The sequence below is a fragment of the Leptospira fletcheri genome (assembly GCF_004769195.1).
In the GTDB taxonomy this organism is placed as follows: Bacteria; Spirochaetota; Leptospiria; order Leptospirales; family Leptospiraceae; genus Leptospira_B; species Leptospira_B fletcheri.
In genome coordinates this window covers 125,772-152,624 of record NZ_RQET01000014.1, presented here as the reverse complement: position 1 = coordinate 152,624, position 26,853 = coordinate 125,772, and the positions used below count along the sequence as shown (strand labels likewise).

At 47.8% G+C, this 26,853-nt stretch carries 24 protein-coding genes; 13 read left to right on the top strand and 11 right to left on the bottom strand.

Translation table 11 applies throughout. The features are described 5' to 3' along the window. Position 1: 1 nt before the first annotated feature. The 4 genes from EHO60_RS16820 to EHO60_RS16805 form a co-directional block, all read right to left on the bottom strand. The gene (locus tag EHO60_RS16820; RefSeq protein WP_135769374.1) at positions 2-1,333 is read right to left on the bottom strand and encodes a HEAT repeat domain-containing protein; all 1,332 of its coding nucleotides are present in this window, start codon (positions 1,331-1,333) and stop codon (positions 2-4) included. Further along, positions 1,269-1,757, bottom strand: coding sequence for a response regulator (locus EHO60_RS16815; protein WP_135769373.1), 489 nt, complete (start codon positions 1,755-1,757; stop codon positions 1,269-1,271). The genes EHO60_RS16820 and EHO60_RS16815 overlap by 65 nt, the downstream gene beginning before the upstream one ends. A 110-nt stretch (positions 1,758-1,867) precedes the next feature. Then, positions 1,868-3,001 (bottom strand): 6-hydroxymethylpterin diphosphokinase MptE-like protein, encoded by a 1,134-nt coding sequence (locus tag EHO60_RS16810; RefSeq protein ID WP_246028370.1) that lies wholly within the window; start codon positions 2,999-3,001, stop codon positions 1,868-1,870. Positions 3,002-3,241: 240 nt separating this feature from the next. Further along, positions 3,242-3,778: a DNA primase gene (locus EHO60_RS16805; RefSeq protein WP_135769371.1), complete on the bottom strand. Its 537-nt coding sequence runs from the start codon at positions 3,776-3,778 to the stop codon at positions 3,242-3,244. 85 nt (positions 3,779-3,863) lie between these two features. Here EHO60_RS16805 and EHO60_RS16800 point away from each other — a divergent pair, with 85 nt between their 5' ends. From EHO60_RS16800 to EHO60_RS16765, 8 genes are all read left to right on the top strand, one after another. Next, the gene (locus EHO60_RS16800; RefSeq protein WP_135769370.1) at positions 3,864-4,493 is read left to right on the top strand and encodes a TlpA family protein disulfide reductase; all 630 of its coding nucleotides are present in this window, start codon (positions 3,864-3,866) and stop codon (positions 4,491-4,493) included. After that, complete coding sequence (locus EHO60_RS16795; RefSeq protein ID WP_135769369.1) at positions 4,490-5,206, top strand: type 1 glutamine amidotransferase; 717 nt, start codon at positions 4,490-4,492, stop codon at positions 5,204-5,206. The genes EHO60_RS16800 and EHO60_RS16795 overlap by 4 nt, the downstream gene beginning before the upstream one ends. A 48-nt stretch (positions 5,207-5,254) precedes the next feature. Continuing rightward, a complete protein-coding gene (gene secA / locus EHO60_RS16790) occupies positions 5,255-7,984 on the top strand; it encodes a preprotein translocase subunit SecA (RefSeq protein WP_135769368.1) in 2,730 nt (909 codons plus the stop codon). Beyond that, complete coding sequence (locus tag EHO60_RS16785; RefSeq protein WP_135769367.1) at positions 7,981-8,454, top strand: hypothetical protein; 474 nt, start codon at positions 7,981-7,983, stop codon at positions 8,452-8,454. Before secA ends, EHO60_RS16785 begins: the two co-directional genes overlap by 4 nt. A gap of 138 nt (positions 8,455-8,592) precedes the next feature. Then, positions 8,593-8,928 (top strand): hypothetical protein, encoded by a 336-nt coding sequence (locus EHO60_RS16780; RefSeq protein WP_246028369.1) that lies wholly within the window; start codon positions 8,593-8,595, stop codon positions 8,926-8,928. Positions 8,929-9,059: 131 nt separating this feature from the next. After that, a complete protein-coding gene (locus EHO60_RS16775) occupies positions 9,060-10,484 on the top strand; it encodes a TolC family protein (protein ID WP_246028368.1) in 1,425 nt (474 codons plus the stop codon). 10 nt (positions 10,485-10,494) lie between these two features. After that, positions 10,495-11,496 carry an efflux RND transporter periplasmic adaptor subunit gene (locus EHO60_RS16770; protein WP_135769365.1) on the top strand — a complete coding sequence of 334 codons (1,002 nt, stop codon included), beginning with the start codon at positions 10,495-10,497 and terminating at the stop codon, positions 11,494-11,496. Between the two features lie 25 nt (positions 11,497-11,521). After that, positions 11,522-12,238: a hypothetical protein gene (locus tag EHO60_RS16765; protein WP_135769425.1), complete on the top strand. Its 717-nt coding sequence runs from the start codon at positions 11,522-11,524 to the stop codon at positions 12,236-12,238. 384 nt (positions 12,239-12,622) lie between these two features. On the opposite strand, the gene EHO60_RS16760 is transcribed toward EHO60_RS16765, so the two are convergent. From EHO60_RS16760 to EHO60_RS16740, 5 genes are all read right to left on the bottom strand, one after another. Continuing rightward, complete coding sequence (locus tag EHO60_RS16760; RefSeq protein WP_135769424.1) at positions 12,623-14,272, bottom strand: outer membrane beta-barrel protein; 1,650 nt, start codon at positions 14,270-14,272, stop codon at positions 12,623-12,625. 272 nt (positions 14,273-14,544) lie between these two features. Then, the gene (locus EHO60_RS16755; protein WP_135769364.1) at positions 14,545-15,861 is read right to left on the bottom strand and encodes a CCA tRNA nucleotidyltransferase; all 1,317 of its coding nucleotides are present in this window, start codon (positions 15,859-15,861) and stop codon (positions 14,545-14,547) included. Then, complete coding sequence (locus EHO60_RS16750; RefSeq protein WP_246028367.1) at positions 15,858-16,205, bottom strand: hypothetical protein; 348 nt, start codon at positions 16,203-16,205, stop codon at positions 15,858-15,860. The genes EHO60_RS16755 and EHO60_RS16750 overlap by 4 nt, the downstream gene beginning before the upstream one ends. A 46-nt stretch (positions 16,206-16,251) precedes the next feature. Further along, positions 16,252-16,647: a ribonuclease HI family protein gene (locus tag EHO60_RS16745; protein ID WP_167880254.1), complete on the bottom strand. Its 396-nt coding sequence runs from the start codon at positions 16,645-16,647 to the stop codon at positions 16,252-16,254. 17 nt (positions 16,648-16,664) lie between these two features. Beyond that, positions 16,665-16,973, bottom strand: a complete 309-nt coding sequence (locus EHO60_RS16740) for a hypothetical protein (protein ID WP_135769362.1) — start codon at positions 16,971-16,973, stop codon at positions 16,665-16,667. Between the two features lie 113 nt (positions 16,974-17,086). On the opposite strand from EHO60_RS16740, the gene EHO60_RS16735 reads away from it, so the two are divergent. The 4 genes from EHO60_RS16735 (at position 17,087) to EHO60_RS16720 (ending at position 22,358) form a co-directional block, all read left to right on the top strand. Further along, the gene (locus EHO60_RS16735; protein ID WP_135769361.1) at positions 17,087-17,884 is read left to right on the top strand and encodes an arginyltransferase; all 798 of its coding nucleotides are present in this window, start codon (positions 17,087-17,089) and stop codon (positions 17,882-17,884) included. 71 nt (positions 17,885-17,955) lie between these two features. Further along, positions 17,956-18,696: an SDR family NAD(P)-dependent oxidoreductase gene (locus tag EHO60_RS16730; protein WP_135769360.1), complete on the top strand. Its 741-nt coding sequence runs from the start codon at positions 17,956-17,958 to the stop codon at positions 18,694-18,696. A 30-nt stretch (positions 18,697-18,726) separates the two neighbouring features. Continuing rightward, positions 18,727-20,214, top strand: coding sequence for an FAD-binding oxidoreductase (locus EHO60_RS16725; RefSeq protein WP_135769359.1), 1,488 nt, complete (start codon positions 18,727-18,729; stop codon positions 20,212-20,214). Positions 20,215-20,264: 50 nt separating this feature from the next. Beyond that, the gene (locus EHO60_RS16720) at positions 20,265-22,358 is read left to right on the top strand and encodes an O-antigen ligase family protein (protein WP_135769358.1); all 2,094 of its coding nucleotides are present in this window, start codon (positions 20,265-20,267) and stop codon (positions 22,356-22,358) included. Here the strand turns inward: EHO60_RS16720 and EHO60_RS16715 are convergent. Then, positions 22,315-23,565, bottom strand: coding sequence for an acyltransferase family protein (locus EHO60_RS16715; protein ID WP_135769357.1), 1,251 nt, complete (start codon positions 23,563-23,565; stop codon positions 22,315-22,317). The two genes, EHO60_RS16720 and EHO60_RS16715, sit on opposite strands and share 44 nt — an antisense overlap. Next, positions 23,552-25,093 carry an ArnT family glycosyltransferase gene (locus EHO60_RS16710; protein ID WP_246028366.1) on the bottom strand — a complete coding sequence of 514 codons (1,542 nt, stop codon included), beginning with the start codon at positions 25,091-25,093 and terminating at the stop codon, positions 23,552-23,554. Before EHO60_RS16710 ends, EHO60_RS16715 begins: the two co-directional genes overlap by 14 nt. 166 nt (positions 25,094-25,259) lie before the next feature. Between EHO60_RS16710 and EHO60_RS16705 the strand changes: the two genes are divergently transcribed. Continuing rightward, positions 25,260-26,834 (top strand): LA_3751/LA_3752 family putative glycosyltransferase, encoded by a 1,575-nt coding sequence (locus EHO60_RS16705; protein WP_135769355.1) that lies wholly within the window; start codon positions 25,260-25,262, stop codon positions 26,832-26,834. The last annotated feature ends 19 nt before the right edge of the window (positions 26,835-26,853 follow it).

Sequence of the window (26,853 nt, the reverse complement as noted above, 5' to 3'; positions counted from 1 at the left end):
CCTATTGGTCCTCTAAGTCCTCGGACTCGCCGCTGCCGCCTTGGGGAGCGGCATCCGGTTTTTTGTCAGAGGAAGAGGGAGAACCTGCATCCGTTCTTGCAGGAGATTCTTCCCGTGAGGAAGAAGGTCGGCGAGAATTGTATCGTTTGATGCCGGAAGGCTCACGTGGTTTCTCGGCGGCGGGAGGGACGAAGTCGGGAGAAATCTTTTTCTTAAGCTGGTTCAAAGCGTTCTGCGCCGCCCGTTTCACTTTTTCGCTCGGATCCCTCTGGGCTTTGTATTCCAGGATTTCTAAGACGGCCGGGTCTTCCGTTTCCGCCAAATGTTTGATGGCTCTCAAGCGAACCACCGCATCGTCGTCTCTCGCCAACGAATATAATTCTTCTATAATGTCCTTGTCTCCTAACGAGACCAAGGCGGTGATGATATGGATTTTTAAGGCCTGGTAATCCTGGACGTCGGTCTTCGACTTTAGGTTCCGGATCTTGGCCAATAATTCCGTCATCGGTTGGATTGCATCCTTCGACTTCATTTTTCCTAGGGAATTGACGCTGTACGCCCGGATCGTGATCGGTTCCTTATCGTCCTTAAACGTAGAGATCAGCAGGTTTTCCACGGATCCGTTTTTTACTTTTCCGAAGTACAGAGCGGTTTGTGCGCGGAGTTCCGGGTCGTTGAATTTTTCCTGAAATCTGGACTCCAATGTCTGAAAAGCGTCCGTTGCCTCGGGGAATTCCGCTAACGTATCTATGAGGGCGATCGTATAATTCGAGTTTTTGGTAAAATCCTGCGTTTTTAGGAGTTCGGTCAAAGTAGGGATCGCGGACTGAAACTTGAGTTTTTTGGTTACGTATATCGCTTCTTTAGAGATCTCTTGTTGGTCGCTTTTTAGAAGAGCGACGATCTTGTCCTCGAAATTGGTAAGTTCCAGGGTTCCACAGATGCGCAATGCATAGATGCGCATGGACCAATCCGGATCCTTGGAAAGGATGACGCCGACGAGATCGTAAAGTTCTCCCGCGTCCTCCTTCGGAAAATCCTCGAGTTCCCGGAGAGCACCGGCTCGCTCTTTGGTGGTTCCGTATTTTAGAATTTGAAGAAGTACTTCCTTCTTCTTTTTGATTTGTTCTGCGGTGTATTTCGGCTTCGGAGGCTCTTTGGCGCCCGCTTCGGCTCGGGAGACGAAGAGCAAAGCAAGGGTCATGACGAGAGCAAGGCAGAAATTCCGGAAGAAAACGGAAATACCGATTTCTTTCCTTCTTTTTCCTTCAGTCGGTCTGTTGGAGTTTTCGATTCTCTTCTTCGAGTTCCTTGATTCTGCGGTTGAGTTCATTGACAAGATGTTGGTTCTCCAGATTTTGACGGAACTTCTCGATCAAGGACCGAATGTCCTTGCTCAGGTCCTCGATATTCCAGGGCTTTTCTACGTACCTGCTTAGCCCTCCGAAATTTATGGCATGGATGGCCGAATCCAGACCGGCTTGTCCGGTCAGTAGGATTTTGATCGAATCGGGAGACTTTTTGTGGACAGCCTCCAGAAAATCGGCACCTTTCATCCCAGGCATGACCTGGTCCGTGATAATGACTTCTATCACGAAACCCGAATTCTGGATTTCCTCTAAAAGAGCTAAGGCTTCCTCCGCGCTCCTCGCGGTTTCGATTTCGTGGGTCTTTCCGAATTCGTTATGTAGCTGCTCCTGGAGTGTTTCCAGAACCGATACTTCATCATCGACACAAATAATGTAACCTTTATTCATATTCCTAAGACCTGGGGGACGAGTCGATTTCCCGGAACTATAGAATTTTGGAGACTATTCCAAGAATGTCAATAAGAAGAATTCGCGAAAGAGTTCGGAGCCCGGAATCCCTAAACCGTTCCGTCTAGAATCCGACTTTGTCTCTCCAAAATGGAACGGACTTCGGAAGGAAATTCGACCAGGATTGCGTCCGCTTTTCTCCAGAAATTTCCCGTTCCCGGAAATTTCGGCGGGGCTGCGGAAAGAGCGAGTTTCCATTCCGAAGAAACTTCCGCCTCTTCCGGTACGTTTGAGAGAAAGGGAAGGGGACTCCATTCCTCCCAGAGTTCAAGTACCGCCTTCCTGCGTTCCCATTTTTTTTCCGAAATGTATCTCCTTCGGAACATGCTTTCTTTTCTTTCCAAAAAGAAGCGGTCGTATCTCTCGTACCCTGTTCCTCTGCAATGGGTTTTGCCCGATTCTCTCCGAAAGTCGAAACCTTTCCAGATACAAGACCCGAAACCAAGGGCTTCGAAAACCGAAACCGCCATTCCGACAAGATTCAGTGTAGGGTTTTCCAGAAGAGGACCCGAAGGAAAGAATGCGGAGCGAGAAAATTGGTCCAGGGGATGAGTGGAAAAATACAGCCATTTCGGATTCGGAAGGTCGAAAATCCTCGCCGACCCCCCGAGCCAGGTGACCACAGGAATTTCAGGCGGAAAATCCATCGGAAAATGGAATCCAGTTCCTCTTCCACTATCCAGGGAAAGTACTGCGTCGGGAAATATTTTCCGGGAAAGTAAAAAACCTAGACTCGTGTCCGAAGAGAGCAGAAAGATTTTGGACCGATGTTCTCTCAGCCAATCCTCTTCCGTTTCCAGATTCGGGGAAGCTCCCGCAAAGCAACCGATTTCCTTGGGTCTCTTAGGCAATTTCCGAGAGATCCAGCGGTAGGAATCCGGACGGTCCTGGTACATCCTGGCATGCCGAAAATAATTGTGTACCCAAAGTCTGCCGAATTCCGTTTTTGCTCTTCTGTTTTCATCCTGAGGACTGAAGTTTCTAAACGTTTCCAAAATCTCCCGGGAAAGTTCGGGAAATTTCCGCGCATAGGCCGGATGGAGACAGATTTTTATCGATTTGGTTCCCTGCGGCAACCAGTCGGATTGGGGAAGTCCCAGGAAATTCTTCCATCCGAAGCAGACCGGAATTTCGCCGATTTCTTCCCTTAGGCGCTCTCCTAAAAGGGATTCCAGTTCCGGCAACGGCTCTAAGCAAAATACGGGAAAGGAAAATGAGACGGACTGTACATACGGGAGAATATGATAGCCGCAACCGATTCCAATAAATAGAACAAGTTCTTGGTTAGGAGAGGGAGGAGGAAAAGAATGTGCGATTCGGTCGCCTTCTTTTCTGGGATTTTGTTGGGAGTGGAGGTGAAAGGAGGAATCTTCCTCCTTTAAATTCAGTTCGCCGTCTGGATTTCGGACAACGAGAAAAATAGGTTACTCTTCCTCGTCTTCGGTTTCTTCCTCTTCGTCCTCTTCTTCATCCTCGTCGTCGGAATCGTTCTCTTCTTCGTCTTCATCCTCGTCATCGTCGAAGGAATCGTCTCCTTCTTCTCCGTCTTCCATGTCCATAAACGGTTTCGGAGTCTCTTCCGGAATGAAATCTTCCTCGGTATCTTCTTCCGAGATCGGGGCTTGGGGGGCTTCGAAAAGTCCGTTGAATTTAGAATATGCCGGGTCGGAAATTCTGGTTTCCTGCTCGATGGCAGCCCTTTCTTCCTTGGTGACGTATTTGTATTGGACGTCCTCGCTGGCCAGGGCGAACATCGCCTGAACCGCTAGTTTTCTGCCTTTGATTTTTTTAGGCAATTCGAGTCGATCTAGCCTGTCCAGAATTTGGAATCCGGCTACGGCTCTTTCATACTTGTTTTTCTTGGCCAGTTCGATAAGAGTCACAATGTCGAATTCTGAATTCGGATGCTGGGTCATTTTTTGTTCCTGAGAAGGGATAGCAGGCGAAGATTTTACCATCATCTTCCGTTTCCTTTGCTTGTCAACACCTTATGTCCTCGTTTATTCCTTGAATTTCCCGGTGAGCCTCCGATTTTGGTAAACGCCCATGGATTCCCCGGCAAACCCCGATTCCAGGCCGAACCCCCCCGGATTTCTTTCCCGGTTTTGTTTTGGTCTATTTTTCACTCTTTTCGCTGCCCTTGCGTCTTGTGCCCCCTCGGAACAATCCAATCTAGGGGTTCAGGCGTTCGAGGGGCTGACCCTTGACGACAAACCCGTAAGGCTTGCCGAGGTTCCCGCGGACCGGATCGCGCTGAACGTATATGGACCGAATTGCGTTCCTTGCATCAAGGAAGTTCCCGTGCTCAACCATCTCTATTCGGAATTGGAAGGGAATCCCAGAATCAAGTTTTACATGGTCGTGGACCCGACCGTATTCGTGGACAATCCAGAGCAGATGACGGAAGAAGAAATCATCCGGGAGGCCAAAGTTCAGATGGGCTCTGAAATTCGGAAGTACGGAATCAAACTTCCGGTATTGATCATGAAGAAACCGTTTCGGATTTCCAGAAACCAAGGACTGGTGACCGGGACTCCGGAGACTTTGCTCTTCAAAACCAAACCTCTGGTCTTGTATTATAATTTTATCGGGCCAATCAGCGAGGAATCGGATTCTTCGGCCATCCAAAAGGATCGGAAAGTAATGTTCTTTAAAAGGATGGTGGGATCCTCATGAGATGCTTGGTCGTTCGTTTTAAGGATTGCGAAGGCCCGGGAACCCTCCTCGATTGCCTCCGAGAAAGAAATTATAGAATCACATATCACAACGCGTACGATCCGCATGTGCATCTTATGCCGGACGCCCACCAAGTCTTCGATTTGGTGGTGTTTCTCGGAGGTCCGCAAACGGTACACGATCCGGCTCAAGAGGCTTTTTTTTCTCCCTGGCTGGAACTCGCTTCCCATCTGGTTCGGATGGAAAATCGGAAAGTGATCGGGATCTGTTTAGGCTCTCAGATTCTCGCCAAGGTGTTAGGAGCGAAAGTTTATACCGGAGCTAAGGGACCCGAAGTCGGTTTTTCCGATGTTCGTCTGGTCAACGGATCCCATTCCCGTTTTTCCAAATTGAACGGAAAAGCGTCCTTTCCGGCGTTTCATTTGCATGAGGATGTCTTCGATCTTCCGGCGGGTGCGGAACTGATTCTGGAAGGGAAGGAGTATCCGAACCAGATGTTCTCCTGGAAAGGAAGAATTTTCGGGATCCAATGCCACTTGGAAGTTACGGCTCCCATGCTCGAAGTTTGGAAAAACGTGCATTCCGAATTCATTCGAAAGGCCGGATGGAAACCTGGACCGGAAGTAGGACTTCAGAGGTCTCAAATGGAAGAGGCCGGTAGGATCATTTTCGAAGGAATCCTGGATGCAGGGCCGGATTTTCCGAAGCTTTAGATCGCAATACTCTGTTATGATTTCGAAACAAACAAAAACGGTGCGTACATGATACAGAAAGTTCTGAAAGTCATCTTCGGAAGCAAATATGAAAGGGACCTAAAACGACTGATTCCGATCGTACAAAAGATCAACGAATGGGAGGAATCCATCCATAAGTTGAGCGATTCGGAACTTTCAAACCAGACGCGCAAGTTTCAAGAGCGCCTTTCCCAAGGTCAGACTTTGGACGACATCCTTCCCGAAGCGTTCGCGACCGTTCGCGAAGCTTCTTTAAGAAAATTGGGAATGCGTCACTTCGACGTTCAGATGATGGGCGGTATCGCGCTGCATTGGGGAAATATCGCCGAGATGAAGACGGGGGAAGGAAAAACTTTGACCTCCACTCTCGCGGTCTATCTAAACGCTTTGGCAGGCAAGGGAGTGCACGTAGTCACCGTAAACGATTACTTGGCTAGACGAGACGCCCTCTGGATGAAACCCATTTACGATTTTCTGGATTTGAAAGTCGGAATTATCCAGCATGACATGGATCACGACGACCGCCAAAAGGCGTATTTCGCGGACATCACCTACGGAACCAATAACGAATACGGATTCGATTATCTGCGGGACAATATGGTATCCCATATCGACCACAAGGTCCAAAGGAGCCACTTCTTTGCGATTGTGGACGAGGTGGACTCGATCCTGATCGATGAAGCTCGGACTCCTCTGATTATATCCGGACCTTCGGACGAATCCACGGACAAATACGTACGTATCGATCGAATCATTCCGAAATTGTCGGAAGGGGAAGATTACGAGAAGGACGAAAAAGCCAAAAACACCCTCCTGACGGAAAAGGGTGTGGCTCATGTGGAACAAATTCTCGGAATCGAAAATCTGTACGCTCCCCAAAACGTGGACCTAGTCCACCATGTGCATCAGGCTTTGAAAGCGCATAAGATCTTCCAAAAAGACGTGGATTACGTGGTCCAAGGCGGAGAAGTGATCATCGTGGACGAGTTCACGGGAAGATTGATGTCGGGACGTAGGTATTCGGACGGGCTTCACCAGGCGTTGGAAGCGAAAGAGGGAGTCCCTATCGCGAGGGAATCCCAAACGTTAGCTAGCATTACGTTCCAAAATTATTTCCGTCTGTACGAAAAATTATCCGGAATGACTGGAACCGCGGATACGGAGGCGGAGGAATTTCATAAGATCTACAATTTGGACGTGATCGTTATTCCGCCGAACGTTGTGGTCCAGAGGAAGGATTTTGCAGATCGCGTCTATAGGACCGAGAAGGAAAAATTCAACGCCATTCTTAACGAAATCAAGGAATGCCAATCCAAGAAACAGCCGGTACTAGTGGGTACGATTTCGATCGAAAAATCGGAAGTGCTTTCGAGGCTTTTGACCCAATCCGGGATTTCACATAATGTGTTAAACGCCAAATTCCATGAAAAGGAAGCGGAGATCGTTGCGAATGCCGGTAAACCGGGCGCGGTAACCATCGCTACGAACATGGCGGGAAGGGGAACGGATATCGTGTTGGGCGGAGCCCAACTCTTCAAGGAAAGCCTCGAATCTTGGGACGAAACCGATCCCGCGGTGATCGAATTCAAAGAGGGGACGTTACGCTCCAATTTCGAAAAGGCGGAGTCCTTGGTGGACAAGTTGGATTCCCAGAGCAAAAAGAGTAAGGCCAAGGAAATCCTCACTTCCGCTAAAATTTGGAAAAAGAATCATGACGAGGTCTTGGAGGCCGGAGGATTGCATATTCTCGGGACGGAAAGACACGAGGCCAGACGGATCGACAACCAGTTGAGAGGTCGTTCCGGTCGGCAAGGAGATCCCGGTTCCAGTCGCTTCTACCTCTCCCTGCAGGACGACCTGATGCGTATTTTCGGATCGGATCGGATTTCCGGTATTATGGAAAGGCTCAAAATGCCGGAGGGCCAGGAAATCGAACATACCATGGTTTCCAACGCCATTGCGAGAGCGCAAAAGCGGGTAGAAGGTCACAACTTCGATATACGTAAGCATTTGCTGGAATACGACGATGTGATGAACCGTCAGCGGATCGTCATCTACAAGATGAGAAACGAAGTGTTGGAAGGCGGAGACGTCACCGGGCTCGTCAAAGGCTTCTTGGACGAAATCATCGAATCCCAAGTGGTCGCCACTTGCGAAGGTGGAAATCCGAACGGTTGGGAATGGGGCACACTCCAGGAATGGTTCACTGGACTCGGGCTTCGTTGGGAGATCGACACGATTACGGTGGCGAAGTCCAAAAATCCTCAGTTGTTCCTATTTAATTCGTTAAACGAATCCGCGCAGAATTTTTACCAGGAAAAAGCGGATCGGATCGGGCCTGAAGTCTGGAAGGTTCTAGAGAGGAATATCTTTTTGGACATTCTGGACCATCGCTGGAAGGAACATCTCTATGCGATGGACCATTTGAGAGAAGGAATTTGGACCGTCGGCTACGGAGAAAAAAATCCCCTCGTAGAATACAAGCTGCAAGGATTCAGACTTTTCGATCAGGCGATCGAGAATATGAAATATGAGATCGTAGGCTTTTTGATCCGTGTAGAAGTGACCGAAAAAACCCAGATCCCGGAAGAGAAGAAGGAATACAAGAAGGTCGGTGAAGAGCTGACCGGCGGGTTCCAGGAATTGCAGGGAGCGAAAAAGAGCGATAGAAGTACTTCTTCTTCCGCCCAGCCGCTACCCGTAGCTTCCGGCGGAGGAAGTTCCGAACGGAAAACAAGTAGGAGGAAACGAAAATGAGATTCTTTGCACTGGCGATCCTGCTTCCGACCTTGCTCCATTGTTCCCTAGTACCGGGCACAGGGAGAGAGGCCAAAACTCCGAAACAACTCTTCGAAGAATGCATGAGCACGTTTTCCGACGAAGCGAAATGTAAGAATTTCGTTCTGAAGTCGATTCCGGATGCGGATATTGATATTCTGGGAAAACAACCCGAGCTTGCGGACGAGGCCAAAGCGAAGCTAAGAATCCGTTCCGAAATGGTTCATTCCCTTTTGTACCAGAACCAATTGTACGTGAAGAATCAGATCGGAGAGCCGGACGAAAAAATGACGATCAACAATTGGGCTCCCGGAATGGAAGAATGGGTCTATCACCGTCCTATCTGTAAGTATGCGGAAGGTTCCCGCCCCGATAAGGAAATTCGGATCCGTTTCCAAAGAGGCGCCGTGGTCAAGGTTTTACACACTCCTCCGGACCCCTTGCGCTGATTCGCAGGACTCGGTTTTTTCTAGCTCCGACTCCATTCGACGAAATGGATAAGAGATCATAATTATTGAATCTGTTCTTCTTGACAAAAGGAATGCGCATTATTCTCTGGCTTTATAGTGCGGCGCGCGTTGTACATTTTGCTAGTTCTTGTCCAAGTTGTACTAGTACTTTTTTCCTCCTCCATCGATCTGATCGACCAAGGAGAAACCTCCCGTATTTCCAACGTAGCCCTTAAGAAAGGAAGTTCTCTGGCCTTTTTGGAGTCGGACTTAACAGGTTCGGATCCTCTCTTTTTCGCGCCTGCCCGGGAAAGAGATAGCAGGCCAGTCGAGTTACTGTCCGATGCGCCTTCCTTTTTTCCCTGGATTCCTCCTGTGTTTCTCTCCGGGCATTTCTTTTTGGATGAAAAGACCTGGTCTAAGAACTTAGTTTCTTTTCTTCTAACGAGCTTACCTCCTCCGGCCCTTTCTTAAACTTTTATACCTAGCGCACCTGGGATTTTCGTCTCTTCGGGTAAGTGCAATTTCGCCGCCCGGATATCGATCTAAAAGGTCCGCTAGTCGATTCACTTCGATTTTATAGGACATGGAAACTCCATACATAGATGAAAACTAAAGTATTCGCACTACTTCTGATTGCCTCGACGAACGTAGATAGCTCCGAGACGAAAGAATCGCAGAAATTCGTTTCGCCGAAGGACGTTCTTGCGATCGAGGAAGGAGTGCTCCCGGCAACGGATCCTACGATCGGAAGCTCACCCTATGACAACAAGGAGCTGCAGATCAAAATGCGGTTAGAAATGGCAAAGGCTGAGGAACTCCTCTGGAAGAACAACCTTCTACTTTTGGCTGCGAAATACAATATCGACGCCAAAAAAGCCGGAATCGAGCAGGCGGGATTGTATGCGAACCCCAGTATTTTCATCGATCAGAGTATTTTTGCAGAACCGACCCGTAGGTTTTTCGATTTTACCCGCGCCGGTCAGACGGTTTATCAGATCCAGCAATTGTTCCTGTTGGGCGGGAAGATAGACAAGCGGATCCGTGTAGCGGAATTGAGCGCCAAAATGGGCGAACAGGAATTCTACGATCTCGCTCGAGCGCTCTTGTCCAAATTGAGAAGGACCTTATACTTTATCCATTATTACAGGGAAGCGATTTCGTTTTACGACGGTAGTCTGGAGGCCCTGGAAAAAACGGTCAGTTCCGCGGAGCTCGCTTACAAAAGAAGAGCGATCTTGCAGGCGGAACTACTTCGTTTGAAAGCTCTGCTTTTTTTCCTCCGTAAGGAAAGGGAAGACCTGCGCATCCGAGTGCTGGAAAAAGAGGCCGATTTGCGGGTTCTGTTAAACGAAGATAAATTCATGAGTCTGGACATCGCCTTCGAACCGATTTTAAACCAGGAATTCGTGGAAAATATCGATCCTAGTAAATTAAAAATTTCTGATATTTTGCAGACCGCGAGAGAATTCAGACCCGACTTGAAAAAGGCGGTCCAGGCATTGAGATTTGAGGAAGCGAATCTGGAATTACAACACGCGAACGCGATTCCTGACTTGGCTTTCGGTCCTATGTACAACCGAGGTGGAACGGCCTTCCAAAACTATTGGGGGGTCACGGCCCAGTTGAATATCCCGCTGTTCGACAGGAACCAGGGAAATATCAAGGCGGCGGAAAAGTCCGTTCTGGTTCGGAAACAGGAATTGAAAAATACGATCCTGGAAGTGGAAAACGACGTTAATGTGGCCCTGGCCACAGCTAAGGCGAAGGATATGTTGTACCGTCGTTTTAGAAACACTTATACGAAAGATTACTCGGATCTTGCCCAAGATATGATCCTGAGTTACGAAAAACGTTATATTTCAATTTTAGAATTTGCCGATTTCTTCGAGACGTATCGGTCCAGTATCGTTGAAATGCTCCGTCTCCAGACGGACAGAATGGATGCAATAGAAGGAGTGAATTACTCCGTGGGCTCCGGTGTGTTAGTACCGAACTATAAAACTTCGACGGAATCAGGTCGGGAGTAGGGTGTTGCGTATGAATATTCATCTTTCCAGTAAGAGCAAATTTTGGCTGACGTTAATCGTTCTGGCGGGAATCGGTTCCCTCGCGGCCGCCTTCTTGCACAGGGGCGCCAAAAAGATGGTTCGTCCGCCGGGGAGACCCATCGTATCCGAAAAAGGGGAGAGGGTGGAATTTAAGGATGGCAGCCCGGGACTACAGATCATCCGAAGCGTCACGATCGGCAAGGAAGGGGATTTCGTTAATGTAGAAGCGCCCGCAAGGCTGATCGCAACGACCTCTCCTTCCGTTTCCGGAGAAGGGGAGCCTATTATTCTTTTCGAGTCTGCGGAATTGAACGATCTGTATGTGGGGTACATTCATTCAAAAAACAGTTTGAGTCGCTCTCGGAAGGCTTTGGCCAGGATCCAAGACATGTTCAAACACAGAGTCGCCACCGAGAAGGATCTGGTAGAAGCCGAAACCAACGCAGATAACGATGCTGCGGAATTGGCGGAGTTCGAAGGAAAGTTGCGTGCGGTCGGATTGAACCCCGCTTCCTTGAATCGGGCCGGAGCGAAAACGGCTTGGATCATGTGCGACGTTCCGGAATCTCAATTACAAAATTTGAATAAAGGAAAGAAGGTGAAGGTGAAATTCTCCTCCTTTCCGAACGAGGAATGGGTCGGTGTGGCTCAATCTTTGGGGGATAACGTGGATCCGATCACTAGAACCGTCAAAGTGCGGATCGAGATCATGAACAACGGCTATAAATTGAAACCGGGAATGTATGCAGTCGTCAAATTTCCCGAGGAAACGAAAGGAGATACCGTAGTTTTACCCTTCAATTCCGTGGTCACGGTCGAAGGAAAAAATTACGTTTTCGTGGAGGAAGCTCCCGGAGACTTTTACAGAAGGGAAGTGACACTGGGAATTTCCAGTCGGGAAAGGGTGAACGTACTGGAGGGCCTAACGAAAGGCGACAAGGTCGTAGTAGAGGGAGCCATTTTATTAAAGGGATTAAGTTTTGGGTTCTAACTCCGTGCGGAATTTCTTTATCTCGATTTCGATCGCTCTTCTTTTGGCTTCCAACCTATCTATTTCGGTTTTTGCCCAGTCATACGACAAAGCCGACAAGGGATCCGAACAGCCTGAATGGTCTCCGGATCCTGACCGAAAAACGAGGTTCGGCCAAGACGAACCTACGATCGTGGAAACCAAGAAAGCAGGTCCTAAAATCACGAACTTTCTAGTTTACGGAGCCTCGATCGGTTCTCCCGGGAGCATGAACCTAAATTTAGGATATTATTATAAAGACGTAGTGTTTCGGGTCTCTGGCGGTCATTGGAGACCGCATTGGTGGGGAGGCCAGGTGGATTTCGGCTATAGTTTTTGGAAGACTCCCGTAATCACCCATAGCGTTTCGATCGTGGCAGGAAGTTATGCGGTGGATCCGTACGCTCCTCAGGTGGGTCACGGTGGACAAAATAGATATCCCAGCGCCTTGAATGTACCCGGTTACAACCACTGGAACCCGACCTTCGAAGATTTGGTCATTCGCTCTTACGTTTCGAACAATATCGATCCTAACTTGGAAGCCTACCTCGAGTATAAAAGTAGGGAGAACCAAAAGGTTTTCCTGAGCCAAAGATACGTAGGTCTGACATACGATATCCTGCTCGGTAATTTCTTTTTGCAAATCGGCGTCGGCGTTGGCAAGGGAAACTTCACCAATCCTCAGCTTCTTTTGCAGATGGGTTATCTCTTCGATACGAGATAAGATTTTTAGAACACCGATTCGATTTTGACGGACGGTCTTACCGGGCGGTCCCTATTTCGGAGTTCGCGCACTGCCGGATTTTCCAAGGGAGATATTTGAGCTCGGGAGGAATCGCTACCTCCATATCTTTCAACGATCCTAACTCAAAAACCGTCGGGCGGTAAGTGAAATGAGAGAGGAACCTTTTCCCACCTGTTCCAATCCAAGAGAGATATTCAGAATAGCGAATTCTTGCTTAAAACGCGGCAAAGAAGCGAAGCCCGGAGTAGTGCGGACCGAGCGAAGTGAAGGGAGCCGCTCCGGAACTCGGTTCCTATCTTTTTATACCATAAAAAAAGGCGCCCTTAAAGGGCGCCTTTTCCATAACAAGGGGAAAGGTTCGGTTTAGAACTTTGCGACTACACCGAGAGTAAACCCGATTTGGTCGCTTCTTCTATGACCGGATGCATCCACAAACTGCTTTCCGAGAGACCAGTCACGTCTCATGTCCAACTTGATCAATAAGTTTTCCGTAAAGTTCCAGACGGGAGTTACGGTAAACGTTCTGTACTGACCGAAGTTGTTGGCGCCGTTGTAGTGTTTGTAGTTGTCGCTCATGTGAGCCAAAACCCAATCCGTAGGGGTGTTATACCCACGTGCGTTCAGGTCGGCGATTCCTGCAAGCAGTGCGTTGTTAAGACGGGGGTTAGCCGCCAAAATCGCATTCGCAACCGCGGTGTCCGTAGCAACTTGATACGTGCTGAGGGAGGTGTTGATTCCCGTAGAGCCGAAAGCGCCGGGAGCGAACGTGTTCAATGCACCGTTATTGTGTTTGTCATCCAAGTATTCGTAACGGATGTTCACTCCCCAAGATTCGTTGATCTTGAATTTAGAGAAAACTCCGTACGCCTTATAGATGCTCTTGTTGTTTTCGGAAGTAACCTGACCCATGGCGAGTCCGGAAAGGGTTACGGTGTTGTTCGCGTTGTAACCTTGCTGTGCCAATCCTCCGTTCGAGAGGGAACCCGCTTTTTGGCTCCAGGTATAATCCAAGTCGATCTGGATACGATCGGTCGGAGTAATGGAGAGGATCGCGTGGTTCATGAACCAATAGTCCTTGTTGTAATGGTTCCGAGTAGCGGTAGGAAGAAGTCCTCCACCACTTTGCGGAGTCGCTGCAACGTTGAAGTCCCTGTTTTGCAGGTAGTTCGCCATCAGCGCTTGGTTGACGTCCACACGTCCGTTCGCCAAGTCGGAAGAATATATAGTGTTCCAGGTGATGGCCAATTTGTTTTCAATCAATTGTCCTTTCAGCTGAGTACCTATAGATTTGTGCTGGGTATATGCTTCCACATACGGGCTATGAGTCGTATCCGTCAGAGCCGCAGTCGTGGGAGCCAGATAACCGGTACCTTGTCCACTGTTGTAGAGATAAAAGGTTCCTGACCATTTATCCGAAAACTGGGTGGTTAAACGGGCACCGGTGTGAATGAAAGGGATTGTATTCTGGAAGATGGCCCCTATCGAGTAGTTGGGGTTGTTCATCGATTCGAGCACCTCGTAACCGATGTGCGTGGCCATCTTACCTACGTCCAATGTCATCCCTTTCAGAACGGGAAAGAAGAAGGTCACGTACGCTTGCTTCAACATGTTCATGTTGTAGATCTGGTTGGAAGTGGTGTACGGAGTTTCTTGGAAGGCGTTGTTTTGTCCGTTCTGGAAGTCTACACGGAAACCCCAAGGGGAGGCTTTTTCCGCTACCTTTTGAACTACCAGCGACACTGCGTTGATCGCGAAGTTTTTGTTGTTCGTTTCGAAAGCGCGGGTCGTATCGACCGAGTTTCCTTGCAGAGGGTTGTTGTTGTACATATAGTACACGTCTACGAATCCGGAATACTCTACCTTATCGTACCATTTTTGTTCGACCGGCTCAGGCTCTTTAGCGGCCGGAGCTTCCACCGCGGCTTCTGTGGGTTTCTTGGCGGGTTGGGCAAAAACCGAAGAAACGCTCATCAGGGCCAGGGAGGCAATGAGGCTAATTGTTTTTGTTCTCATCATTCTCCTAAATCTCCTATGCTGCCTTCTATGCAACTAGCGTGCCAAAGTTAAAAAAATGGGCAATGCGACAAAAAATGTCTTAAAAACAAGAATAGAAGGGAAATTATCTGTAGCGAGAATGGTCTTATTTTAGAGAGAATACTTTATTACTGCAGTGTGCTTAATATTTAGGCACATTTGATTTGCTTAGTTTTTGAGCAAGAGGGGGCTTTTTTCCTGATTTTTGTGAATCAATAGATCCAAAGTGGCGTAATTCTAATCCGGAAGGTTTATAAGAATTCCGGAAAATTCTTATGTACCAATTCGGACAATTCTTTCGCCGAATTCTTTTCCGGTTCCTGCAAAACCGCTTCCAGACAGAATCTTAGAACCTCTCCGGTTTTTTGAGGCGGGAGCTTCGGAAGCGCAGCCCTCAAGGTGGTTCCGTTGATTTGTAATTCTCCAAGAAGGAGAGGGGGATTTTGCAGGAGAATTTCCTCCGCTGCTTCCGACCAAGCGGGAGAAGAATTCTCGGACACCGTCCAGAGAGAGACTAGCTCGGAACAAAGTTGCCGGAGAGAATCTCGTCCGGAATATTGCGCGCAAGGATGCAAAATTTTCTTTCTGATCTCTTCGGGAGAGAATGCGTGTTCCTTCTCTTTCAGGAGGGAGGTCAGAGTTTCGCAAAGAAAAAGGGAATCTTTGGTCTTCTGGTTGGAAAAACGCAGTGCTTTGCAGAAATTTTTTCCAGCCTCCGAGGAAGCGGAGTCGCCGAACGTGAGCTTTAGAAAATAAGAAATTCGTAATCGATCCGGATCCACTTCGAGTTTCGAAAGAGAACGAATCTTTTCCTCCCAGTCCGGTTCCGAGTTTTTATACAGATTTTCCCCTTGGAACAGCTCGAAGATCCGGTATCGTCTTAGAAGCTTTAGGGAAGGACTCGGGTCTTCCGTCTTCAGGATCTTTAGAAATTCGTCATGGATCCGCTCGGCCGAGACTTTCGCGGTGATCGGACGGCAGTCTTCTATCGCTTTTTCCGTCTTTGGATCGATCTGAAATCCTAGGGCGGATACGAATCGAATCGCTCTTACCGGCCGTAAACCGTCTTCCCGGAAACGATCTTGCGGGATCCCGATCGTTCGGATCCGTTTTTCGGAGATATCTCTTAGGCCGTCGTGTTCATCTATTAATTTTTCGTCAAGAAGGTCCAAGGCAAGCGCATTCATGGTGAAGTCCCTTCTTTCCAGATCTTCGCTTAACCCGACTCCGAAGGAAACCTGTTCCGGCCGCCTTCCGTCTTTGTATTCCTCTTCCTTACGAAACGTAGTCAATTCGTAGGAACGATCCTGGAGAAGCACGGTAACGGTTCCGTGCTTGATTCCCGTAGGAACCACCCGGCGGAACAATTTCTGGACTCGGTCCGGATGACTGGACACGGCTAGATCGAACTCATGGGGAAGCCTTCCCAGTACCAGGTCGCGGACTGACCCTCCGACCAAGTAGGCTTCTCCCCCGTCGGACCGAATGGTACGGGAGATTTCCAATAGATCTTCCAAATAGGGAGAAGGGATTGCTCGAATGAGATTTTGCGCCGAGTCGGAAGTCATTCCTGCACGAACTTTTTCCAGAGAGGAAGGTACTTCTCCCGAAACTCGGGGTTTTTGGACAGAATCTCCTCCACCTGTTTCCGGGTGCCTTTGTCCACGGAAATTCGCAAAAAAGGAAGTTCCGCTTTTTGGGAAAGGATGCCGTCGATCTTGGCGGAGGTTTCCGTCCAGGCTTCATCACAGTAGCTTTTGTATTCCTTTTCCCGGTGCTCGGTACAGAGTAAGGAGAGTTCCAGATATTTTCCCTGGTTTTTCAATTCAAGCATCCTGCTTCCGATATCCTTACCGCAACCGTAAGAGAGGAGCGCCAAAATCGAAATCAAGGTCGGGAAAAAACGGATCATCTTGGGAAAAGAGTTCTTCGATTCGCGGGAGAAGGAAAGTTCTTTTTTAATCCGATTCTTTTCGGGGTTTGAACGCTTGGTTCGCGAGTTTGTCCGCTCTCTTGTTTTTCTCGCGTAGGACGTGCGAAATTTTAAAACCGGATAATCGGGAGCTCAATGCCTGAACTCTTTTCTTTGCTTCGGAGAGATGAGGGGATTTTACTTTGTATTCCCCTTTGAATTGTTTTACTACGAGTTCGGAATCCAAAAAGGCCTCCACTTCCGAGGCTCCGTTTTCCAAACACCATTCTAGCCCGACTTCCAAAGCGGCCCATTCCGCCGTATTGTTCGTGCCGTCCGCAATCCTCTTGGAAATGGTATGGATTTCCTCTTCTCCTTCGTAGATTACGATTCCGATGGAAGAAGGTCCCGGATTGCCTTTGGAAGCTCCGTCGCAGTGCATCCGGAATTTTCGCAATTCTATTCTTCCCGCTTTCCCTTCAGTAGTAGAAAGGGTCTCCAAAAAAGAAGGTATCCGATGAGTAGGAAAACGGAGACCACGAAGGACACGATTCCTACCGCTACGGACCGGAAGCGATTGTAGCCTTCCTGGAAAGGATGCGGGAAAAAAATTCCGGCCAGAAGGCAGAAAAAGCCCAATCCGAGGCAAAGAAAAAGAAAGTTGGGTTGGCTTAGGAAATAAAAGAGAAAGCTGAGACCTGTCCATCCGAAGGCGAGTCGGTAGGCTGCGATACGATTGAAATTTTCCATGAAAAGACGGAGTACCATCGATTGTCCTATCCTACCGGTGCTTTTCTTTGGCAACGGAAAAAATCTCCTGATTTAAGTGTTGTTTATTCCGTCAGGAAAGGTTTTCCTGTTTCGGTCCGGATCGGAAAAAGATGAACAACGGATACCTTCGGTTTTTGGAATCGATTCCTTCTTCCCCGCCCGGTGAATGTTCCTATTATCCGGATCGAATTTCGAAGGTGAAGGGTTTTCTTTCTAAGAAGCCTCCCAATCTTCCCGCGCTAGACTTCCTTTTGGCATCCGGTTTTCGCAGGTCGGGAGAATTCTTTTACAGGACGGCTTGTGACTCCTGTATGCACTGCCTGAGTTACCGCATTCTTTTGGATCAATTTACGATTTCGAAAAGTCTGAAAAGAATAGGAAAACGGAACATAGATCTGGTTCCTTCGGTGCACTCTCCGGAGCTGACTTCCGAAAAAGCGGAATTGTATGTGAAATACCAGAACGCAAGACACCCCGGAAGTTACGGAAATACGGACTCAGAGTTACGGGAAACGATGTTCGGACAGATGTACTTAGGTTCCGAAAATTCGGTAGAATTACAAATACGTAAGGAAGGAAGTTTGCTGGGTTGGATCCTATTGGACTGCGGAGAGGCGGCGGTTTCGGCGGTCTATTCCGTCTTCGATTCCGAGTTTCGCGATAGAAGTTTGGGAAAATTTCTGATCCTTACATCCCTTCTTTGGGCAAAGGAAAAAGGATTTCGAGAATACCATCTCGGCCTTTTTTTGCCCGGTCACCCGAAAATGGATTATAAGGGATTTTGGAAACCGGCGGAAATATTGGACCAAAGAACGGGAAATTGGATCGAGTCTAGGAAATTTCTTGCGGATTATCTGGAAAAGGCGGGACAGGACGGGAGTCGACTGGAACCGAAATCACCCCTATGATGCGTAAGAGGGGGAAGACAGAGGATCTAGAAAGACTTGTCAGGGGAACTCCCTTCCTTAAAAAGGCAGGTATGGCTAAAAAGATCATCGTTGTAGGGGCATCTAGCGGTATTGGGAAAGAAATCGCGACCCAGCTTATCGCCGAAGGCCACAAAGTCGCTCTGTTTGCGAGAAGGGAAAAGGAACTTAAGAATCTCCTCGGGTCCGCATCGAGCGCAAAGGCAGGCCAGGTTTACACTTTCAAACACGATGTAACGCAATATTCTCAGGTGCCTTCCACTTTCGCGAAGGCGATCAAATCCCTTGGCGGACTGGACGAAATTTATTACTCTTCCGGGGTGATGCATCGGATCGAACCGAACGAATTTTCGATCGAAAAGGATCTGGAAATGTTGGAGGTCAATCTGCTCGGATGTGTAGCTTGGCTGGATTTGGCGGCTAAATTTTTTCAGGACCAGAAATCCGGAAAAATCGTCGGGATTTCTTCCATAGCAGGAGATAGAGGACGCCGATCGAATCCGGTGTACAACGCTTCCAAGGCCGGCATGACTACGTATCTAGAAGCTCTGCGGAATCGATTGGCGGTAAAAGGAATCCAAGTCGTAACGGTGCGCCCGGGAATGATCGAGACTCCGATGACTGCGGGGCTTTCCGGACTTTTTTGGGTCATCACCGCCAAAGAAGCGGCGAATACGATCTTGCAAAAAGTGAATTCAGGCAAGGAAGATTTTTACGTCCCGGCTCGATGGGCTCTGGTCTCGTTGGTCATCCGCTCCATTCCTTCCTTTATTTTCAGAAGGCTCTCCATCTAGACGTGAACGCGACCTTTTAAGGCAGACGATATGGCTACTGCACGCAAAAAAAAATCCGTACAAACAACGAAGGTCCCAAAGAAAGGAACCTCTTTCGATAGGGCGGCCTTCGAAGCCAAACTAGGGGCTCCTAAAAAAGTGGAAGCTTGGGGAATGAATCACTTCTCCCTCAGCCCGGTTTTCTATCCGAAATCGGAACAGGATTTTCGGGAAGCATTTGCTTATGCAAGTTCCACCGGAACCAAGCTTTCCTTTCGCGGGGGAGGTTGCAGTTACGGCGACGCGGCGACGAACGAAAAAGGCATCGTCATCGATATCAAGGATTTTAACCGTATTCTCTCCTTCGACCAAAAGACCGGAGTGTTAAAGGCGGAGTCCGGAGTCACGATCAAACAACTCTGGGAATTCGGTGTGGAAAAAGGTTTCTGGCCGCCGGTGGTAAGCGGGACTATGTTTCCGACTTTGGGTGGTGCACTTTCCATGAATATACATGGAAAGAATAATTTTGCGGTAGGGCCCATCGGAGACCATATCCAAGAATTCACGTTTTTGACCGTGGACGGAAAAGAGCACGTCTCCAGTCCTAAAAAGAATCCGGATCTGTTTTATTCCGCAATTTCCGGCTTCGGAATGCTCGGGGCATTTCTCACCGTTACGATTCGGATGAAGAAAATCTATGCCGGAAAGATGCGGGTTTGGCCGGTCAATACGTTCGATCTCCAGGAGATGTTCGACTATTTCGAGAAAGAATACAAGCAATCGGATTATTTGGTCGGGTGGGTGGATGCGTTCGCCTCAGGCAAACAACTCGGGAGAGGACAGATCCATAAAGCGGTCCATTTAAAAGCGGGGGAAGACCCCGGCTTCCCGGAAAATTGCAAGATAGAAAATCAGATTCTTCCTTCCACCTTTCTGGGTCTGGTTCCTAAATCATGGATGTGGATTTTCATGTACCCGTTCAGCAACAAATTCGGAATGCGCTTTGTGAATTTCGGAAAGTGGCTTTCGGGATTTCTGAACAATAATAAACCTTATATGCAGGGACACGCGGAATACGCGTTTCTTCTGGATTACGTTCCGAATTGGAAATTTATGTACAAGCCGGGCGCGATGATACAATACCAGAGTTTTCTTCCGAAAGAGAATGCTGTTCGGGGATTCGAGGAACTTCTCAAAGCGGGGCAAAAAAAAGGAATCGTGACCTGGTTGGCCGTATTTAAGAAACACCGCCCGGATAAATTCCTTCTCACGCACGCTTTGGACGGATATTCCATGGCAATGGATTTTCCGATGACGAAAGGGAATAAGGAAAAGCTGTGGGAACTAACGAAGGAAATGGACGAAATCGTTTTGAAATACGGTGGGAAATTTTATTTTGCCAAAGACAGTACTCTTCGTCCCGAGATTTTGAATCGCGCCTTCCCGAAAAAGACTCTGGATAAATTTAGATCCTTGAAAAAGAAACTGGATCCGGGTAATTTGCTGGAATCCGATCTGTACAGGAGGATTTGGAAATAAGTGGGATGACTTCCCAGAATGATCCCGCAATATGAAAGGATTCGAATATAATGTCTAAAGGGACGATCGGCTTTTTCGGCGAAAACTTCAAATCGCTAAAAAGAGCTGCGAATATAATCTTCTTTTCCGTCCTTTTTATGTGGATGGGTTTCGATCCGGCCGTCTCCAGAAACTCCCTATATGAATTGATCGTAGGCGGGTTCTTTATCGTAAGTTTGGGATACGCCTATCTTTGGCTCAGGAGAGATCAGAGACGGAAAAGAATCCTGGATTTCGGGCTCCTCTTCGGATTGATTTATTCCTCCGTTTCCACCGCCTTATTCACTTCCTATCTCATCAACACCGAAATCCCCAGATTGAAGATGTTCGGAAGATTCGCCTATATGGGCGTGATCGTTTTTCTCATCATACGTTATGTTCGAGGTGCGTCGAGGGTCGGGACGAATCTGATCCTGGCATGTTTTTACGGAAGTCTTCCTTTTTTGGCGCTGCAGCTCCAGACTCCATACAAGGGGGCCTTGACGTTCTTCTTTTTGCTCGGTATACTCGCGGATCGTATTCTGGGTTTCCGGACCGTCAAGGTTCTTCGTTACCGTGCTCCTAAGTCGTTCGTGCTCTTTTTACTTCTGTACGCTTTACTCCCTTGGCTTTATGCGGGATTTAAGACTCCCGTGCTCGACTTTGCCGACGGATTTTTTCTGCAAGGCATTCCGATCTGCCTCTTTCTTCTATTCGTAAACATCGAACCTTCCTCATGGAGTTCCATGGTCCAAAGATCCGTCGGGACTTTATTTATCGTAAGCGGTTTCTTTTTATTCGCGGCTCTTTCTTTCTTTTCCTTCCAGAACGGACTCGCATCCTTGATTTTCGTAAAGAAAACGATACTCGCCGGAACGAATACCAACGATATCGCGACCCTGCTTTCACTTTCCATGCCTTGGGTTCTTCACGGTTTTTTTTGCTCTCAGAAATGGAAAGCCAGGACCTTTTTTCTGGTTTGTTTCTGCTTGCTGGCTGCGGCTACGTTCGTCATTCATGTTCGCGGTCTGTACATCGCTTTCTTCGCGACGGTATTCGTTTTCTTTTTCCTGAAATTCGTTTCCGAAAAACTTCGTTTGATGTTCGTCGGAATCCTGGTCGTCTTTCTAGGTTTGTTCGCCTGGATTTTCTTTCAGAATTTCAAGTTTCCTCTCTTTGACAATTTTCATTCCTTGTGGGCAAGAACCCTGCTCTGGAGATTGGCTCTTCGGGCTTTGGCGGACAATTGGCTCTTCGGAATCGGAGGATTCCAATACAAAGGTTTATTGGTCTGGGGGAATCCGTTGGACCTCCCCCCAGGCGTCTTTATGCAGGAGGATTTGGGAAGGATTCACGTACATAATCTATTCCTTCAGGTCGGTTTGAACTGGGGTTTTTTTCCCGCGCTCGGATTGCTAGGGTGTTTTTTCTTCGCTTTATTTCCGTTTCTGAAAGCGGATAAGATCCAATTCCGGAGCAGCGCTTTCGGTTTTCGTATCTCCCTCTTTTGCTTCGGGGTCTATTCCATGGCGAACTATTCGTTTAACATTGCGGGGTTGCATACGGCCTTTTCTCTCCTGCTGTTCGCGTCTCTGCCTCCCGAGTTCTCCGCACCGATTAAAAACGGGATCTCGGTTTTTGCCAAAGGAATTGGCCGCTATATCTCCGTCGGAGTCGCTTTTCTTTTCTTATGCTCCGCGTGTTTTCTGCTTCATATCGAATCCCTGCATTCGGAACAGGTCGCATTGACCAAAGGATTCCGTTCCAGAAATCTTCTGAACGATCTGGTGCTGGACGAGAGTTTTGTAGATGATCAGAAAATCGTTAAGTTACGGGAGGCTTTTTCCATTTCGGAAAGGTTAGTCAGGGTCTTTCCGAAGGATCCCATTTTTCTGGAAGAAAGCGCAGAATTAGCGAGAGTTTTGTACAGCAAAACCCGAGAGGATCGTTTTAGTCACGTTGCGATCGAAAGATTCGAAGCTTGCACTTCCTATTCTTCCAATCCTTGGTTCTGTTTCTATAATTTGGAAAGGTTGAAACCTAACGACAATTCCGAGAATTACAAAAAAAGCATGAGAAAGTTCAACCCGTTTCTCCTGCCTCTGGAAAAGCGTTCTCCTTTTTAGACAACATCACTTCTTTCCCGTACCTGGATTCTTTCCAGACCATGAAGGGTCTTTCCGCGATCAAGTGGAATAGATATCCGAAGAAAAGTACGATAAACCCTGCCGGCACGAAAGCCAGTGCAAAATCCAGATATCTCGGATGATTCACGTCTACGAACAGGGGAGTTAAAATTCCCGCCAGAAAGAAATGAATCAGATACGCACAGTAGGACAATTTTGCGATGGGTGAGAATATCCTAAACGAAAGTAATTTGGAAGACAGGGACTCCGGCCTCAACGAAAGAAGCATCACTGCGGCACAAGCAAAAGCGTTCAGATTGAAACGGAAAACCATGGAAATCGGATCCGGACGGAATTCGTAGAGAAAGAAGATGATATAGAAAACTGCGGCAGACGAGGCAAGCAGTAGAGTTCTTCTTTTTTTACTATCTTTCAGAAAATTGAAAATACGATCCGGATAGCGGTTTAAGACGTAGGCGAGCAAAATTCCCATAAAAAGGGAATCCAGTCTAGCGTGAAGAGGGTAGTAGATCAGTTCGTGGTAGAGCGCTTTGGAAAGAACAGGATCCGTAATTCCTTCTATTTTTAATTTGAATATTAGAAACCGATAAATCGTTGGAAATAGGATGCAGGATACCAGCGTATAGATCCTGTATTTTTCCGGAATTTTTCTGAAAAAGACGAGTAGAAAGGGCGGAAAAAGAAGATAGAACTGTTCTTCCAGGGAGAGGGACCATCCGTGCGGAACCGTTCCCGGAAAGTAATTGGATATATATAGAAAATCGAATACGGCTCTGCTTCTATATTGGATCAACTCGTTTGCGGATTCCGGCTGGAGTTTGATTAGCAGGGGAAGGAGCAAGAAAGTCTGCAAGGACAGAAAAATGAAATACGGGGGAAAAATCCGAATCGTCCGTTTGGAAAAAAACACGCCGAGTCGGATCGTTCCGGATCGATCCAATTCCCGAAAAAGCGGACCCGAAATCAGGAAGCCGCTCAATACGAAAAAGATATCCATCGCAAAACTTCCGGAGCTGAAGAAGTTACGGGCGAATTCGTTCGGATCCTGGATCTTCGATTCGAAAGGGCGGTACATGTGACCCGCGACGACTAAAAAGAAACCTAAACTTCGTAATCCGTTTAGAGGGGCGATTTCACGAGGATCGAATTTGAATATTCCAAAAAAATAATGCCTAACGGCTTTCATGCAGCGTTTCCAGGTCGGCTCGGTTCGGTATCGGTCGGATTTCCACGGTTTCTAAATGGATAGAAGGACTTTTATGAAAAGAGATCTCGGCGATTTCGAACCGGCTCGATTTCGGCACTAATTTTTCCTTGGGATAATAATCCTTGGCGCCGACTACGGTAAACCTTCGGATACCGGATCCGTAGAGTCCAGTCAAAAGTACGTCGAATTCCGTTTCATCCGGGAGTTCGAAGATCATTCTTTCCGTCCGAAACGAATTCGGGGGAAACATGGCGCTCCCTCTTCTATAAACGACGACCTTTTCCGCAAAAGAATCCAATTCGGAGTTTTCCAAAACGATGGATTTCGTGAATTTATGGTACATCACGTCGTACGTACAGGCCCCGAGAACGGAAAATCCGATCGCAAGAATCGCCAATACTTTCAAGGGTTTAGAACCGACTGTGTAGAGGCTTTCCAAGGAATGAAAAGCGAACAGAAGTAGGATCGGGGTCACCGTCAATAGGAATCGGGGGCCGAAAAGAACTCCCTGCCAGAATTTAGGGGAAGTGAGAGCCGCGGATAAAAGAATGAAAAGCAGAATTCCTACGAAAACGATCCGGATCTTCGAATCCTTAAAGATCGATTTCCAAGTGAAGAGCAGGATCGGATACGCTCCGATTAACCCTACGGATCCGTGGCCGAAGGCGATCAGTTCCCAAAAGAAAGAAAGTTGTATCCAAGGATCGAATTCCTTCGGAGAGAAAGACTGTAGGTATCCACGGGACCCGAAAGGATGTCCCACTATGGTATAATTGATCGCTGCTTGCAAAAGAAATAGGACTCCGAATACGGCGGGGAACCATAGCAATCGGAACCGTTTCGGCAGGAAAAGGACTTGGGAGAGAATGAGAGAAGCCGCCAGCAAGACCACTTCTTGGCGGAAAAATGCCGCAAGCCCGAATGAGATTCCGGCTAGGATCGCGACTTTGGTTTCTCGACCTTTCTCTTCCTCGGCTAGCAATAGAAAATACAAGCCGGCGGTGACTCCCGCTATGGAAAGGATGTATTCGGACATATCCGTGGAAAAAAGGCTGAACGTGGAGCCGACTAACAGAAATAATACGAAGAAAAGTCTGGTACTTTTTCGGAAATGCAGTTCTTTCGAGATTTCATATAGGAAGGCGAGACAGACCAAACCGGAAATCAGAGACAAAATGAAACTTCCCGCTCTTCCGAAAAGGAGAGCGAACGGCGCCTGGACGGCAGCGTAATAAAAAGGAAAAACGTAATAGCATTTTCCTCGGTAAGAATGAGCCATCGTGTCTCCCTTTTCGATGGTCATCGGGAGAAAGCGAAACGTAGGATCGAAATCCTTTCCGAAGTACCTGCAGGAAAAATCCGGAAATCCTTGGATTAACAAGTCCGCCACCTGCTGCTGCTTGATGGCGCCATCTCCGACTCGGATTCCGGTTTGGTATTGCCAGGTTAAAAAAAGAACGAGAAAAGAGGCGCCGAAAAGAACGAATCCTTTTTTTGAATCGGTCAAGGAAATCAAACGTTGCAACGCGGCTCGAAACATGAAAGCTAGGAAATGTAGTTTTCGATACCGGTCAAGTAAATTCTCCCGCTAATGCGGGTTCCGTATTCGTACTCTCGGAGTTTCGGATTTTCCTTTACATATTCCTTCCCGTACAGCAGAATACCTGCGATTCATGAATCGAGTCCTTCGTAGCTCTAGACTTCTGACTTTATTCCTATTGGCGGTCGTGTTATTCGGTTCCGTCTCGTATTTAAAGCCTAGATATTCCTTTAATTGGGACATACATAACAAAGCGGTCCAAGCATATTCGCTGTTCCAGAATCGTTTTCAATCGGAAGAGCTGTATTATCCGGGAAAAGCGGTGGACCCGACATTCAAATTCTTTCCACAACAAGGGAACGTATTCCTCCAGATCGGCCAAAGGAATTTAAGCGCGTTTCCAGTAGCGTTCGCGGCTATTTCGGCGCCTTGGATTTGGATTTTCGGACTCGAATCTCTGCCTTACGCGAGCGCATTCGGTCTCTTTCTTTGCCTGGTCGCCTTCATAAAATATTGGAGACCCTCGCCGCTCGTACTGGCTATCAGCGTACTATGTACCTTCTTATGGATTCTTTCCGTGGAATATTCGGAACACAGCGTTTTCATTCTTTTTTGCTTCCTTTCCTTAACCTTCTCCGTTAAAAAACGAGGTACGGATCTCGCTTTCCTTTTGTCCGGACTGCTGTGCGGGATCAGCGTATGGTTCAGGCACGAGGGATTGGTCTATTGCGCGAGTTTGGCCTTATGGATTTTTCTTTCCAAGGTCGGAAATCACAAAGAGGCGGACCTGAAAAAAACCGTCAGGAAATCTGCGCTTTTTATTCTGGGCGCAGGGCTAGTCGTAGCAATATTCGGTATTTTTAATTTTATAGATTACGGACATCCTTTGGGTCCGAGATACATGATCAATCGGGAAGGATTGGGGGTCCCGTTTCTCGTTCGCCTAGGATGGGCCAAGAGTCTGCTCTTTTTCGGCGATTTCAAGCTCGGATATTTCGGATACATGCCGGCGACGCTCCTGCTTTTTCCGGTTTTATTGTATTCCTGGAAAAGGCTCTCTCGAGCCAACAAGTTGATCTTGGGCTCCTCTCTGACTTATATATTTCTAGTATTGCTTATCGTTCCGAACGACGGATTCACGAATTGGGGACCGCGTTTTTTCGGCCCGGTCGTATTTCCGTTCGTGATTCTTTTTTCCAAATATTTCTATTTTCTAAAAAGAAGAAGGAAAGCCGTTCTATTCAGGTACGTTTTGTTGGCGGGATTGTCTTTTTCTTTCCTGATGGGATTTGCCGGTATAAGGTATATAGGCGAAGGAAGAAAGCAGCAGCAGAATTCCAATACGTTCTACCATTCCTCCTCCGCGGATATCTGGATCTTTCCGGATGATTCCATCGCGTATATGGCGGGTGTCGATTTTTTCTCTAAGATCGTACTCAGGGTCGCGACCCCGTCGGATCTCGAAGATTTGATTCCGAAAGTAAGAGAAAAATGGCCGGGAAGCAAGGTCGCTTTTTTCCAGACGGATATGGATCGGATCGATCCTAGAATGAAAACCGTGCTCGCCTCCAATCCTGCGTTGGCGGAAAGTGTCAGAAAAACGATCTGGCGCGAGGAAGAACTGAATCCTATCCTGGGAAGATTTTTCGGAAATTTGCGGGAAATCAAGTCGGACCGATTGAAAGGCCAGGTCGGAACTTGGAAATGAGCGGACAAATTTTCAAGTA